The organism is Kosakonia sp. N21, from assembly GCF_050587465.1.
Lineage (GTDB): Bacteria > Pseudomonadota > Gammaproteobacteria > Enterobacterales > Enterobacteriaceae.
In genome coordinates, this window is sequence record NZ_JBOBHR010000002.1 from 183,361 (window position 1) to 197,493 (window position 14,133).

At 53.0% G+C, this 14,133-nt stretch carries 15 protein-coding genes; 9 read left to right on the forward strand and 6 right to left on the reverse strand.

Translation table 11 applies throughout. The features are described 5' to 3' along the window. The first annotated feature begins 10 nt into the window (after nt 1-10). Complete coding sequence (gene uspG / locus ACQ3G7_RS04675) at nt 11-439, forward strand: universal stress protein UspG (protein WP_061494420.1); 429 nt, start codon at nt 11-13, stop codon at nt 437-439. A gap of 93 nt (nt 440-532) precedes the next feature. Here the strand turns inward: uspG and ahpF are convergent, their stop codons facing one another. After that, a complete protein-coding gene (gene ahpF / locus ACQ3G7_RS04680; RefSeq protein WP_430889003.1) occupies nt 533-2,098 on the reverse strand; it encodes an alkyl hydroperoxide reductase subunit F in 1,566 nt (521 codons plus the stop codon). A gap of 243 nt (nt 2,099-2,341) precedes the next feature. Then, on the reverse strand, nt 2,342-2,905 hold the full coding sequence (ahpC, locus tag ACQ3G7_RS04685; RefSeq protein WP_061494418.1) for an alkyl hydroperoxide reductase subunit C: 564 nt from the start codon (nt 2,903-2,905) through the stop codon (nt 2,342-2,344). A gap of 365 nt (nt 2,906-3,270) precedes the next feature. On the opposite strand from ahpC, the gene dsbG reads away from it, so the two are divergent. Beyond that, nucleotides 3,271-4,017, forward strand: a complete 747-nt coding sequence (dsbG, locus tag ACQ3G7_RS04690) for a thiol:disulfide interchange protein DsbG (protein ID WP_061494417.1) — start codon at nt 3,271-3,273, stop codon at nt 4,015-4,017. 30 nt (nt 4,018-4,047) lie between these two features. Here dsbG and ACQ3G7_RS04695 read toward each other — a convergent pair whose 3' ends face one another. Further along, nucleotides 4,048-5,208, reverse strand: coding sequence for a pyridoxal phosphate-dependent aminotransferase (locus tag ACQ3G7_RS04695; RefSeq protein ID WP_430889004.1), 1,161 nt, complete (start codon nt 5,206-5,208; stop codon nt 4,048-4,050). Nucleotides 5,209-5,324: 116 nt separating this feature from the next. Between ACQ3G7_RS04695 and ACQ3G7_RS04700 the strand changes: the two genes are divergently transcribed. Genes ACQ3G7_RS04700 through ACQ3G7_RS04710 form a run of 3 tightly spaced genes read left to right on the forward strand, consistent with a single transcriptional unit; the run spans nt 5,325 to nt 7,164 of the window. Next, the gene (locus ACQ3G7_RS04700) at nt 5,325-5,939 is read left to right on the forward strand and encodes a methylthioribulose 1-phosphate dehydratase (RefSeq protein ID WP_430889005.1); all 615 of its coding nucleotides are present in this window, start codon (nt 5,325-5,327) and stop codon (nt 5,937-5,939) included. Then, nucleotides 5,936-6,625, forward strand: coding sequence for an acireductone synthase (mtnC, locus tag ACQ3G7_RS04705; RefSeq protein WP_430889006.1), 690 nt, complete (start codon nt 5,936-5,938; stop codon nt 6,623-6,625). Before ACQ3G7_RS04700 ends, mtnC begins: the two co-directional genes overlap by 4 nt. Next, nucleotides 6,622-7,164 (forward strand): 1,2-dihydroxy-3-keto-5-methylthiopentene dioxygenase, encoded by a 543-nt coding sequence (locus ACQ3G7_RS04710; protein ID WP_430889007.1) that lies wholly within the window; start codon nt 6,622-6,624, stop codon nt 7,162-7,164. The genes mtnC and ACQ3G7_RS04710 overlap by 4 nt, the downstream gene beginning before the upstream one ends. Nucleotides 7,165-7,463: 299 nt before the next feature. Here ACQ3G7_RS04710 and ACQ3G7_RS04715 read toward each other — a convergent pair whose 3' ends face one another. Further along, entirely contained in the window at nt 7,464-7,691 is a 228-nt protein-coding gene (locus ACQ3G7_RS04715) for a helix-turn-helix domain-containing protein (RefSeq protein WP_430889008.1), read from the reverse strand. A 106-nt stretch (nt 7,692-7,797) separates the two neighbouring features. On the opposite strand from ACQ3G7_RS04715, the gene ACQ3G7_RS04720 reads away from it, so the two are divergent. From ACQ3G7_RS04720 to ACQ3G7_RS04730, 3 genes are all read left to right on the forward strand, one after another. Continuing rightward, nucleotides 7,798-7,986 carry a helix-turn-helix domain-containing protein gene (locus ACQ3G7_RS04720; RefSeq protein ID WP_430889009.1) on the forward strand — a complete coding sequence of 63 codons (189 nt, stop codon included), beginning with the start codon at nt 7,798-7,800 and terminating at the stop codon, nt 7,984-7,986. A gap of 65 nt (nt 7,987-8,051) precedes the next feature. Further along, a complete protein-coding gene (locus ACQ3G7_RS04725; protein WP_430889010.1) occupies nt 8,052-8,243 on the forward strand; it encodes a type II toxin -antitoxin system TacA 1-like antitoxin in 192 nt (63 codons plus the stop codon). A 121-nt stretch (nt 8,244-8,364) separates the two neighbouring features. Continuing rightward, nucleotides 8,365-8,937 carry a DUF1349 domain-containing protein gene (locus ACQ3G7_RS04730; RefSeq protein ID WP_430889011.1) on the forward strand — a complete coding sequence of 191 codons (573 nt, stop codon included), beginning with the start codon at nt 8,365-8,367 and terminating at the stop codon, nt 8,935-8,937. 49 nt (nt 8,938-8,986) lie between these two features. On the opposite strand, the gene ACQ3G7_RS04735 is transcribed toward ACQ3G7_RS04730, so the two are convergent. Continuing rightward, a complete protein-coding gene (locus ACQ3G7_RS04735) occupies nt 8,987-10,906 on the reverse strand; it encodes a methyl-accepting chemotaxis protein (protein ID WP_430889012.1) in 1,920 nt (639 codons plus the stop codon). A 464-nt stretch (nt 10,907-11,370) separates the two neighbouring features. On the opposite strand from ACQ3G7_RS04735, the gene ACQ3G7_RS04740 reads away from it, so the two are divergent. After that, nucleotides 11,371-12,912, forward strand: coding sequence for a methyl-accepting chemotaxis protein (locus ACQ3G7_RS04740; RefSeq protein ID WP_430889013.1), 1,542 nt, complete (start codon nt 11,371-11,373; stop codon nt 12,910-12,912). Nucleotides 12,913-13,029: 117 nt separating this feature from the next. On the opposite strand, the gene melR is transcribed toward ACQ3G7_RS04740, so the two are convergent. Continuing rightward, nucleotides 13,030-13,947, reverse strand: coding sequence for a transcriptional regulator MelR (gene melR, locus ACQ3G7_RS04745; protein ID WP_430889014.1), 918 nt, complete (start codon nt 13,945-13,947; stop codon nt 13,030-13,032). Nucleotides 13,948-14,133 lie beyond the last annotated feature (186 nt).

Genomic DNA, 14,133 nt, shown 5'->3' on the forward strand with positions numbered 1-14,133 from the left:
AGAAGCGTTTATGTATCAGACAATCATTATGCCGGTCGATGTTTTCGAAATGGAGTTAAGCGACAAAGCCGTGCGTCACGCTGAATTTCTCGCTCAGAGCGAAGGCGTTATCCATTTGCTGCATGTATTACCCGCCTCCGCCAGCCTGAGTCTGCACCGCTTCGCCGCCGATTTACGCCGTTTTGAAGAGCATCTGCAACACGAAGCACAAACGCGCCTCAGCACCATGATCACGCACTTTAATATCGACTCCTCACGTATTCATACCCATGTTCGTTTTGGTAACGTGCGCGATGTGCTGAATGAGTTAGCTGAAGAACTGCATGCCGATATGGTGGTGATTGCCTCGCGCAATCCGTCTATCTCCACTCACCTGCTCGGCTCCAACGCCGCCAATATTGTGCGTCACGCGCATATCCCGGTGCTGGTCGTCAGGTAGACCCGGTCAGGCGCAAGCCACCTGCGGGCATAAAAAAAGAGGCTACCCAAAGGCAGCCTCTTTTGTTTGCAGGTGTAGTCTTACTTTTTTTGATTATGCAGTTTTAGTACGGATCAGGTAGTCAAACGCGCTCAGCGACGCTTTAGCCCCCTCACCCGAAGCAATAATGATCTGTTTGTACGGCACCGTCGTGCAGTCACCGGCCGCAAACACGCCTTTCACGCTGGTTTCACAACGGGTATCGATAATGATTTCACCCATGCGGTTGCGCTCAATTGCGCCTTCCAGCCAGGTGGTGTTCGGCAGCAGACCAATCTGCACAAAGATCCCCGCCAGCGCCACGTGGTGCACATCACCACTGACACGATCGCGGTACTCAAGACCGGTCACTTTACTGCCGTCGCCTTTCACTTCGGTGGTCTGCGCATTCAGCACGATGTCGACGTTTTTCAGGCTACGCAGCTTATTCTGCAACACCTGATCCGCTTTCATCTCAGGAGCGAACTCCAGCAACGTGACGTGCTCAACAATCCCGGCGAGATCGATAGCCGCTTCCACACCGGAGTTGCCGCCGCCAATCACCGCCACGCGTTTGCCTTTAAACAGCGGGCCGTCGCAGTGCGGGCAGTAGGTCACGCCTTTGGTGCGATACTCATCTTCACCCGGTACGTTCATGTTGCGCCATTTCGCGCCGGTGGCAATGATGATGCTGCGTGCTTTCAGCACCGCGCCGGAGGCGGTTTCAATCTGATGCAGGCCGCCTTCAACCGCCGCTGGCGTCAGTTTGCTGGCGCTCTGGCTGTCAATCACGTCCACATCATACTCAGCCACGTGCGCTTTCAGCGCGCCAGCCAGTTTCTGACCTTCGGTTTTCGGCACGGAAATGTAGTTTTCAATGTCGACCGTATCCAGCACCTGGCCGCCAAAGCGCTCGCCCATCAGACCAGTACGGATGCCTTTACGGGCAGAGTAGACTGCTGCCGCTGCGCCTGCCGGGCCGGAACCCACAATCAGCACATCGTAGGCATCGCGTTTATTCAGTTCTTCCGCCGCACGTTTCTCTGCACCGGTATCAATTTTGGCGACGATCTCCGCCAGCGTCATACGCCCCTGGCCAAACTCTTTGCCGTTCACGAACACCGCCGGAACACCCATCACGTTACGATCGGTGATTTCGTTCTGGAAAGTGCCGCCATCAATTGCCGTATGTGTGATGCGCGGATTCAGCACCGCCATCAGGTTCAGCGCCTGCACCACGTCCGGGCAGTTATGGCAGGAGAGCGAGTAATAGGTTTCAAAGGCAAAATCCCCGTCGAGATCGCGGATCTGCTCCAGCAACGCCTGCGCTTCTTTTGACGGATGCCCACCGGTCCACAGCAGCGCCAGCACCAGGGAGGTAAATTCATGACCGAGCGGCGAACCGGCAAAGCGCGGGCCGTTGTTCGAGCCTGGGTTCGTTATCAGGAATGAGGGTTTACGCACCGCCAGGCTGTTGTCTTCTTTGAAGGAGACCTTGTCTGACAGTTCCGCGATTTCAGCCAGCAGTTCCTTGATTTCTGCCGATTTCGCGCTGTCATCCAGCGTAGCAATCAGCTCAACAGGTTTGGTCAGTTTCTCAAGGTACGCCTTGAGTTGCGTTTTCATATTGGTGTCGAGCATCGTCATTCCCTCTCTTAAAACATCATCATGCAAGCCGAATCATGTGAGGCTGCATCAATGCAACTTGCATCATGGTGCTGAATAAAACGGGCCCCAAAAAGCACCCGTTTGCAAGATAATTTCCCCAGTATTTCGCGTCAGAGCAAGGCGGCCAGCCTGCTCACCCCGGAAGCTTACACCAGTAAGCGACCGGGGTGAGCAGGAGACGCCAACGCCGCTATGCCGTGAAAGACGCCGGGAAATTTAGATTTTACCAACCAGGTCCAGAGACGGAGCCAGCGTCGCATCGCCTTCTTTCCATTTCGCCGGGCACACTTCGCCTGGGTGAGAAGCAACATACTGCGCCGCTTTCACTTTACGCAGCAGGTCAGACGCGTCGCGGCCGATGCCTTCAGCGGTCACTTCGATAGCCTGGATGATGCCCTGCGGGTCAACGATAAAGGTACCGCGGTCAGCCAGACCTTCGTCTTCACGCATGTTTTCGAAGTTACGGGTCAGGGCACCTGTCGGGTCGCCGATCATCGCGTATTTGATTTTCGCGATGGTGTCAGAGCTGCTGTGCCATGCTTTGTGGGTAAAATGGGTATCGGTGGAAACAGAGTATACGTCCACACCCAGTTTCTGCAGTTCGTCGTAGTGATCAGCCACGTCGCCCAGTTCGGTCGGGCATACGAAGGTGAAGTCAGCCGGGTAGAAGAAGAAGACGCTCCAGCGGCCTTCGGTATCTTTCTCGGTTACTTCGATGAACTCACCGTTTTTGAACGCCTGGTTTTTAAAAGGTTTAATCTTGGTATTAATTAAGGACATCTATACTTCCTCCGTGTTTTCGTTGGGGTGTAAGTTAACGAACTTTGTGTGACAGGGCTAATGCGTTTGCATTATCAAATCAATAAGCGTTAGCTAACAACCCGCAACAAGCAACCTTGTGAACGATCAATTTGCCAAACGTAAAAAGGCCACCGCGACGGGTGGCCTCGATACCTGAAATACCCGTGGGTGCTTCAGCGCCAGCAAGCTGGCAATGTGTTGCGCTCATAACCAAAGGTCATCAAGCAAATCGATTAGACCATCCCCGGCGTCCCGCGACAATGCCAGCCGGACGGGGTCTTATCTATGGCTGTGATAGGTTTGATCTAAGTTGAATTTTACCCATTGATTTTATAAGGATTTTTATGTTCAAGCGCCTGTTAATGCTGACATTGCTCCCGCTCACCCTGCACGCGGAAGAGCTGCCCGCGCCGGTAAAAGCCATTGAAAAGCAAGGCATCACCATTATCAAATCCTTTGACGCACCCGGCGGCATGAAAGGCTATCTCGGCAAATACCAGGACATGGGGGTCACCATTTACCTGACGCCGGACGGCAAACACGCCATCTCCGGCTATATGTATGACGAGGCAGGCAGCAACCTGAGCGAAAAATTGATCGCCAAAGAGATCTACGCGCCTGCCGGGCGCGCGCTGTGGCAACAGATGGAAAAAGCCGACTGGATCCTGGATGGCAAAAAAGAGGCACCGCGGGTGGTGTATGTGTTCGCCGATCCTTACTGCCCCTATTGCAAGCAGTTCTGGCAGCAGGCACGCCCGTGGGTAGAGTCCGGCAAAGTGCAGATCCGTACCTTGCTGGTCGGCGTGATCAAACCGGAAAGCCCGGCCGCGGCGGCCGCCATTCTGAGCGCGAAAGATCCGGCGAAAAGCTGGCACGACTATGAGCAATCCAACGGCAAAATGGCGCTGACCTTGCCCAAATCCGTCCCGCCGGAAATGATGAAAAAACTGAACAGCAATCAGAAAATCATGGACGATCTCGGCGCAAACGCCACGCCTGCGATCTACTACATGAATGAAGATAACGTCCTGCAACAGGAAGTCGGCCTGCCGGATGCTGAAAAACTGAAAACCATCATGGGCGACAAATAACGGCGACGCAGAGCGCGCCGCCGAAGAGGGTTACAGTTTACACAGGCGCTCTGCCGCTGCCAGCAGCGTCGATTCCTGTTTCGCAAAGCACAGACGAATAAGCTTGTGCGGGAAGGGATCGGCGCAGAACACCGACAGCGGGATCGCCGCCACGCCTACCTCTTTCGTCAGCCACTGGCAAAAGCTCACGTCGTCGAGATCGGAGATAGCGCTGTAATCCGCCAGCAGGAAATAGGTGCCTTCACAGGGCAAAATCTCCAGCTTGCTGTTGCTCAGCGCATTGACCAGTACATCGCGGCGGGCGCGGTAAAAGGCTGGCAACTCACGATAATGCTCAGGCGCAGCACGCAGCATATCCGCCAGCGCCAGCTGCGCCGGCGTATTGACAGAAAACGTCAGGTATTGATGCACCTTGCGCAGCTCCGCGCTGATGGCGGCTGGCGCTACGCAGTAACCCACTTTCCAGCCGGTCATATGATAAGTCTTACCGAACGACGACACCGCCACCGCCCGCTCACGCAGTTGCGGGTGCGCCAGCACGCTGGCATGGCCCTCTTCGGCAAAGCAGATGTGTTCGTAGACTTCATCGCTGATGACATAAATTTCACGATCGGCAATCGCCTGCCACAGCGCGGCAAAATCCGCATTGCGCCACACCGTTGCCGACGGGTTGTGCGGCGTGTTGAGGATCACCAGCCGCGTACGATCGCTCAGTAGCGTGGCAAATTCCTGCCAGTCGACGCGAAACTGCGGCGGCTGCAACGCAATGCGCTTCAGCACACCGCCGGAAAGTTCCACTGCGGGCGCATAGCTGTCGTAACTGGGATCAAAACAGATAACTTCATCACCCTGACGCACCAGTGCCGTAATGGCCGCATACAATGCTTCCGTCGCCCCGGCAGTCACCGTGATGTCGCTATTCACATCCGGTTTATGGCCGTACAGCGCTTCGGTTTTATCGGCAATGGCTTCGCGCAACGCCTGCACGCCTGTCATCGGCGCGTACTGATTCGCCCCCTGCGCCACGTGGTGCGCCAGCCGCTCCTGCAAATAGCGCGGGCCGTCGAAATCCGGGAAGCCCTGCGACAGATTGATCGCCTGATGCTGCTGCGCCAGCGCGCTCATTTGCGTGAAGATGGTGGTGCCAAGTGCGGGAAGTTTACTCTCAGGAATCAGTGGGTTATTGCTCATCGTTGCGTGCCTGCTTGTAATACTCATGTTGCTGCCACTATAACACGATGTTAGTATTTGGCAATCAAGACGCTTAGACGTCTATACGATAACAATATTCCTTATAAGGAAGGGTTATGACAGACAACCTGCAACTCCATGAACTCGTTTCCGCCTGCCACTGGCTGGGGGCGAAAGGCTGGGCGCCAGCCACCGGCGGCAATATGTCGGTGCGCCAGGACGCCGACTGGTGCTGGCTGAGCGAATCCGGTAAAGACAAGGGCAGCCTGACCACCGCAGACTTTTTGCAGGTTTCCATTGCCGACAATCATGCGCCTTCCGGCCGTAAACCCTCGGCGGAAACCGGGTTGCATACCCTGATTTATCGCCTCTACCCGCAAGCCAACGCGGTGCTGCATGTGCATACCGTCAACGCGACGGTGCTCTCCCGCGTGGAGAAATCCGCCGCACTGCAACTCAATGGTTACGAGATGCAAAAATCCCTGCGCGGGCAGACCAGCCATCTGGACACCGTGCCAGTGGCGATTTTCGATAACGATCAGGATATCGACGCGCTGGCAAAACGCATTGAAGACGCCGCACAAACCCACCCGCTACATTATGGTTTTCTGCTGCGTGGTCACGGGCTAACCTGCTGGGGGCGCGATGTCGCCGAAGCCCGCCGCCATCTGGAAGGGCTGGAATTTTTATTTGAATGCGAACTGCAGCGCCGCCTGCTGGAGAGACTATGATCCGCGCTATCGTTACCGATATTGAAGGCACCACCAGTGATATCCGCTTTGTGCATAACGTGTTGTTTCCTTACGCCCGCGAGCGTCTGGCCGCATTTGTCACCGCAGAGCAGTATAAAGAGCCGGTTAGCACCATTCTGAACAATCTGCGCGAAGAAGTGGTGCAACCGGATGCCAGCGCAGCCGAACTTACCGAGGTGCTGTTTGCTTTTATGGATGAAGACCGCAAGTCGACGGCGCTCAAAGCGTTGCAGGGGATCATCTGGCGCGACGGCTACGTCAACGGCGATTTTACCGGCCACCTTTACCCGGACGTGCTGCCGCAGCTTGAAAAATGGAAGGCGCAGGGCATTGATCTGTATGTATATTCCTCTGGCTCCGTTGCTGCGCAAAAACTGTTATTTGGCTACAGCGACGAAGGTGATATTACTCATCTGTTCAGCGGTTACTTCGATACGCTGGTGGGTGCGAAGCGGGAGGTGCAATCCTACCGTAATATTGCCACGCAGCTTGGACTGCCGCCCTCGTCCATTCTGTTCCTGTCGGATATTCACCAGGAGCTGGACGCCGCCGAAGAGGCCGGTTTTCGCACCACACAACTGATTCGCGGTGATGATGACGCAGCCAGCCATCATCATCAGGTTCCCTCTTTCAGCAACATTAAGCCGGAGCAGATACCTTCATGAGCGCACTGACGATTTACACCGATACCGATGCCAGCACGCCGGTGTGGCACAGCACAGAAGCGAGCGAAATCCAGCAGCAGCTGAACGCCAAAGGCGTGCGATTTGAACGCTGGCAGGCAGACCGCGACCTGGGCACGGACCCCACGCCGGAGACGGTGATCACCGCTTACCAGCACGCTATCGACACACTGGTGGCGGAAAAAGGTTACCAGAGCTGGGATGTGATCAGCCTGCGCGCCGATAATCCGCAAAAAGAGGCGCTGCGCGCGAAGTTCCTTAACGAACACACCCACGGCGAAGACGAAGTGCGCTTCTTCGTGGAAGGCGCAGGCTTGTTCTGCCTGCATATCGGCAACGAAGTTTACCAGGTGCTGTGCGAGAAAAACGATCTGATCTCCGTGCCCGCAGGCACCCCGCACTGGTTTGATATGGGCTCAGAGCCGAACTTCACTGCTATCCGGATTTTTGATAACCCCGAAGGGTGGATAGCGCAGTTTACCGGTGACGCGATAGCGGACCAGTATCCAAGGTTGAGTTAATCAATTAATGGCTCCCCTCCATTCAATTAAGAGGGGAGTTCTGCAGATTTAAAAAAACAAATCACACATAACTTATAAAAAGACTAAATGATGAAAAAGTGCAGTACAAATAACTATATTTATAGAAATTCATGAGAATAAAAATGCCCGGCAGAGAATTATTGAGATGTATTAATTAACTCATTGATTATAATGTCCTTTCAATCTTTACCACTGGCCCCATCGCATAAAAAAACAGCCTAAAATAAATTCTCAAACTAATATCATTAAAAAACCAGATAACAAAGGCTAAAGGACTGCTATATTATTCTTTTCAAAACATCGGCAGGTTCTAATCCCACCAATCTCGCCAAATGCACAAACTCAACCACGTCTAACCTTCTTTCACCGCTCTCAATTTTGGCAATGAAAGATTGTGGACGACCAAGCGCCTCTGCGAGTTGAACCTGCGTGATGCCACGCTCTTTACGGGCTTTTTTGAGCGCTGTGATCACGCTCTGATACTGTTCTGAATAGATGGATGCCATGCGCTCGATTCCATGATAAATATCCCGAAATCGAATATCTACTCATTGCCATTTTATCCCAAAACGGGATAATTGAACGCATAACAACCTGTGTAAGGAGCACACAATGGAAGGTCATAACTGGCATCATGCAGATATCCTCGCAGCCCTGAAGAAACGAGGAACCAGTCTGGCTGCACTATCCCGCGCAGCGGGACTGGCATCATCAACGCTGGCAAATGCATTACAGCGTCCATGGCCGAAAGGTGAATCTATTATCGCGAAAGCGCTTGAACTGGAGCCAGAAACTATCTGACCAGAACGCTACAGAGATCAGAACGGAAACAAGATCGAACGACGTTTTCGCCATTCTTTTCGCTAATGAAGAGAGAAGAAGATTCGCTGCCCTATATTCTCATTTGCCCTCTCCTGCTTGAGGAGAGGGATCAGTACATTCGACTCATTCTGAATGAAAATTCGTGGAAGCAAGTGATGGATGCATTGGAAAACCCGCCTAAACCGAATGCAAAACTCAAGCACGCAGCACATCGTTTGCGAAACATAAAAACCTAAGTCCCCGATTATCACCCTACCTCAACGGCAATGCGTTGCGCGGATTTCATGCTTCACGCTGGAAATATTCCCCACCACAGACAACACTCGTTAGGCCGTTTTATGGGAGAAGGAACGAAACATGTCGGACGATTTTTACTGGATCAACGCGCCGCACGTCTGGCGCAAAACGCCGGACGGGCTCAGCGTCGTGACCGATGGCAACACCGATTTCTGGCAAACCACCTGGTACGGGTTTGAGCGCTTCAGCGGGCACGGTTTTGTCCGCGACGTAACGGGGGACTTCACCTTTCAGGTGCGGATACAGGCGCGTTTCTCTGCGCTGTACGACCAGGCAGGTATTCTGCTGGTGGCAGACAAACAACACTGGCTGAAAGCCGGGATCGAGTTTAACGACGGCGCGCCAGCGATAGGCAGCGTACTGACGCACGGGCAGTCGGACTGGGCGACCGGTATTTTCCCCGGTGATGCGGGTGACTTCTGGCTGCGGCTGAGCCGCAAAGGCGACGCGCTCAGGCTGCAATACTCCACCGACGGTCAGGTGTGGCCGCTGTTGCGGCTCTGCCCTTTTGCGCACACGCAATGTGCCGTCGGCGTCATGTGCTGCACCCCCGAACGCGAAGGTCTGGAGGTGCGTTTTACCGATATCACCTTAACGCCATTGCAGGAAAAAGATCTTCACGATCTCTCCTGAGCATCAGGAAACGCCGTAGCCCGCCGGATGCGCTGGCTACGGACCTGACTCAGAACGTCTCCCAGTTCCCTTCGCCAGCCGGGGCCGCCGTTTGAGCCACTGGCTGAGCGGCAACGGTACGTGTTCTATGCGACTTACTTTCCCCGTCATGACCCAGTTTAAACAGGGAAATCAACCGGCTTAACTGGCCGGATTGTTGCTCAAGCGAGCCTGCGGCGGCGGAAGACTCCTGCACCAGCGCGGCGTTTTGCTGGGTGGTGGTGTCCAGTTCGCTCATCGCTTTACTGATCTGATCAATACCGCGACTTTGCTCGTCCGAAGCATGGGAGATCTCAGTCATAATGCCGCTTACGCCTTCCACGGAAGAGACAATCTCTTTCATGGTTTCTCCGGCTTTGTTCACCATTTCTGAGCCGGAACTGACCCTGGCGACCGACTCCTGAATCAGCCCTTCAATCTCTTTGGCAGCCTCGGCGCTACGCTGTGCGAGGCTTCTGACTTCACCTGCCACCACGGCGAAACCGCGCCCCTGCTCCCCGGCGCGGGCCGCTTCCACCGCCGCGTTCAGCGCGAGGATATTGGTCTGGAAGGAGATACCGTTGATCACGGTGATGATGTCTTTAATTTTATTGGAGCTTTCGGTGATGTTATCCATCGTGAGCACCACGTCCGACACCAGCTTGCCGCCGCTCTGCGCATTTTTCGCCGCCGTCTGCGCGAGGTTGCTGGCTTCGCGGGCGTTATCCGCGTTGCGTTTTACGGTGGAGGTCAGCTCTTCCATACTGGCGGCGGTTTCAACGACCGCCGCCGATTGTTCCTCCGTACGGGAGGCGAGATCGGTGTTGCCAGCGGCAATCTGCGACGATGCCGACGCCACGCTGACCACCGACTCTTTGATTTGTGAGATCAGATCGCGCAGTTTCTGGTTCATGGCCGCCATTGCCGTGCTCAGGCGCCCCAGTTCATCGGTGGATTCCGCTTCAATAATGGCCGTGAGATCGCCCTGGGCAATGCTTTCCGCCAGCGTCAGGTTGTAACGGATCTGCCGCGTCATCTGTCGGGTAATCAGCCATGCCGTCGCCATCCCAACCAGCACCGCACACACGGTGACCACCAGCAAAATGTAAATCACATTGCCGATGGAGGCGTTACTCTTCTCGGTCTGCATTTTCGCCAGGCTATTGGTGACAGTATTGAGCTTATCCGCAACGGCCGAAAGTGCATCCGACGCCGTCTGGGCTTTTGCCAGCGCGACAAAATAGCCGTCTACTAAGCGATCCAGATTCTGCAACTGGTTATGCACGTCATCCACCATCACCGTATCTGCCGTCCCCTCCCCCTGTTTTATCAGGGCGTGGAGCGCGTTGGCATTTTGCAGCGCCTCAGAGAACTGGCTCTTATCTTCTTTGCCGCGAGAGTCGACAATGCCGTCGGCATCTGCCTGCAACGCCGCCAGTAACATCATGTAATTGACGTCGTTTTTCTGCGGAGCCGCACTGCCTTTTATCACATCGCTGTATTCCGTGAACACCGGGTGGTTCAGCGCCGCCAGAACCTGTCTGGCCTGCTGGGTCGTGGCATTTTCATCAGCCAGCAGGTTATTGCGCAACTCCACATAGCGCGGAAGCGTGGATTTCAGTTCTTCGAACAACAGTCCGGTGTCATGCTCCCAGATGAGGTTACCGCCCTGCTCAATACCGGCCGACATTTTTTCGATAGCGGCATGGTTAGCCTCCATCGTTTTTTGATCATGATTTAGCTGAAAAACAAGGCGATTTCGTCTGGCGGTATTCAGATCCTCATTAATCTGTGTCACCAGTTGTGCTTTATCCGAGTGATCGCGAATAACCGATAGCTGATAAATACTTAATACAGAAGAAAGAATGATAATGGCGAGCAAAACAGAAAAGCCGCCAAATAACTTTGCCGCTACAGAGAGGTTTTTAAACATTGTAATCTGACGTGCCATCTGCTTACTCCTCGATGCCCTGTATGAGAATGATGACAACAAATAAATGCCGAAAACACCGGATTAGCCTGCTTAGTATTATCAGGCTAATTTCTGGTGCGGCGACATTAATGCTGTGTACTCGATGCTATATCTACTATCGGCAAGCCGTGCTTTTTTAATTAGTCAAAAAACGCATTAAAAAATAGTATTTATGTTTTTCACTATTAAATAAAACCACGATCACATTTTATTTTATATGATATATCAAGGAAATCAACACCACCCACCAGGAATATATTATATACAATTTAAAAACACCGCTTCACACGTTACTTATTGTATTAAAACACTATTTCAGCATTGCTATTTATTATTCCAGAATAGATCAAAAAATATCCGATTTTTACGTAAACAGCCGTGAAGATTTTAATCAGGAAGCCGATAAAAAAAACTCCTCTCTATGGAATGTTTCTGAGGCCATTATGACCATCCTGAAGAAATTGTTATTTGTTTTTCTTATCACGTTTGTTGCAATAATCATCCTGGGTAGCCTGAGCATCAGGGCTTTAGATAAAGCGCAGGAACGTTTTGATTACGTTGTAGAAAACAGCCTGCCAAGCATCAGTAAGATCAGCGAAGCACTCCAGCACCGTGAAGAAGCCAGACGGCAAATTCTGATGTCATTACTGGTTAATGATGAAAGCGTCTTTACTAAACATATTACCCAGGCAAAAGATGAACTGGGAAAAACACGAGCCATTCTCGATTATTACAAAACCGACCTGGTCAGCGATAAAATGGATGGCGAGTTGCAGCAAAAAACCAGCGATTCATTTGACGACTACGCGCAAAAAGTGGATGCGTTGATTACTGCCTACCACAGCGATGGGGGTATTGAAGCCGCCCGGAAAATGGTTTCTGATGGCGGAGTCACGGCAACGGCTTCCGTGGCGCTCAGCGCCAATTTAAATGGCATGCTCAAGCATAATTATGATATCGCTAAAGAATATGCACAAAACAACCATCAGCAATATATCAGTACCTTCTGGCTACTGGTCGGGACCATTATTGGTTTAGTGGCGCTGGTTGCCGTTTTCGCAACGTCTATTCTTAGCTATCTGAATAAAGGTTTAAAAAACCTGCAATCCAGTATGGGAACCATCAGTAACACGCTGGATTTAACCGTAAAAGTGGATCTGCATAAAAAAGACGAACTTGGCGCAACCGCAGAAAGTTTTAATAACCTGATGGATAAAATCCGCCAGGTGCTGGCAAGCGTAAAAGATGCCAGCAACGAAGTGGATATTGCCGCCAGTGAAATCGCCAAAAGTAACGATGATCTCTCTTCCCGCACAGAGTCTCAGGCTTCGTCACTGGAACAGACTGCCGCCAGCATGAACGAGCTGTCAGTGACGGTGAAACACAATATGGACAATGCCCAGGAAGCCAATGCGTTTATTGGTCGGGTTCAGTCCATGGTCAACGAAAGTCATCGGGAACTGAGTTCGCTGCAAAAATCCATTGATGATATTTCTGCTTCTTCGGCGAAAATCTCTGAAATTACCGACATTATCGACGGCATTGCTTTCCAGACCAACATCCTCGCGCTGAACGCGGCAGTGGAAGCGGCCCGCGCCGGAGAGCAAGGCAAAGGCTTTGCGGTCGTTGCCGGTGAAGTGCGCTCCCTGTCGCAGCGCTCCTCCGTGGCCGCACGGGATATTCGCGGGTTAATTGACGAAGCGATAAAAAACGTCGGTGAAGGTGTAAATTATGCGGCGAATGTCACCACGCGCATGAACGACGCATTGGGCGCGGTCGATGAAACCACGGTGCTTATCAATCAGGTCAATAACTCCTCCACCGAGCAGAGCCACGGCATCGAGCAGGTGAATATCGCCGTCAGCCAGATGGAGGGGAATTTGCAGCAAAACGCCGCGATGGTGGAAGAGATGGCCACGGCCGCAAACTCCCTGAGCCACCAGGCCGGGAAACTGCTCAACGATGTGAATGCGTTTAAGTTGTAGCCACAGAGCCGGGTGTTTCGCGCATCCGGCTACCCTACTCGCTTATCCAGGCACTGTTCCGGGTCCGCTAACCTCTATCGGCACAAAAGCTGGCGAATGGTCAGAGGTCCGGAACGTTCACAACGCATGCTGCTGTCTGCGTAACTGACTAAGCTTGCGATACCTCTGCGGCGGCATCCCCACATATTTGCGAAACGTACTGTAAAAACGGCTGCTGGAGCCAAACCCGGCGGTGAGCGCAATATCGAGTATGGTTTTATCTGTGTCGCTGAGCAACGCGCGCACATGGTTGATGCGCATAGCGGTAATGTACTGCTTCATGGTGAGTTGCATCACCCGCTGGAAGATCCCCATCGCATAGTTGGGATTCAGCTTCACATGCTCGGCAATCGCATCAATGGTCAGCACCTGGTCGTAATTGACTGCAATAAACTCCAGCATCTGACTGACATAAAACTGCGCGTGGCGCGAGACGCTGTTTTTGTGGGTGCGCGAGGTCTTATTCACCAGTATCGGCTGCCAGCCGGAGAGGCTAAAGCGCTTAAGCATCAGGGCGATTTCGTCGATGGCCAGTTGATGGATCTGTTCGTTATCGCTGTTGAGATCGTTCTGCCAGCGCTGCACTTCAAACGCGCTCAGCTGCTGCGCCGCCAGGGATTTGATCACCATCCCGTGCGTCACATGATTAATCAGCTCGCGATCCAGCGGCCATGACAAAAACAGATGCATCGGCAGGTTGAAAATCGCCATCTGCTTACACTCACCGGGGCGCGTAAGCTGGTGCGGCGTACAGGCCCAGAACAGGGTGATATAGCCCTGCTTGATGCGCACCACCTCGTTATTGATCAGGTACTCCACATCGCCATCAAACGGCACATTCACCTCCACCTGCCCATGCCAGTGGCTGGCGGACATCGCGTGCGGCGCGCGCAGTTCAATCTCCATGCGCTGATACTCGGAGTACAGCGACAGCGGGCCACGGGTGGTTTTCTCATCCCCGCTGCACATATCCGCTCTGATCTGCTCTTTTGCCATCCTGCCCTCTTCCTGGATCGTCACTTTCGCGATTCGTTTCTCTCAATACTGTTCTATTTTAGTTAACGGTATTTATGTGGAAGGGAAAATCTACAGAATGAATGTGAACCTGAATAGCGGTTTTAAGCGAGGAACAGACGTTATCCCTTAACACCCGGAGAGGGTCGGCATTATTCTGCCGACCCC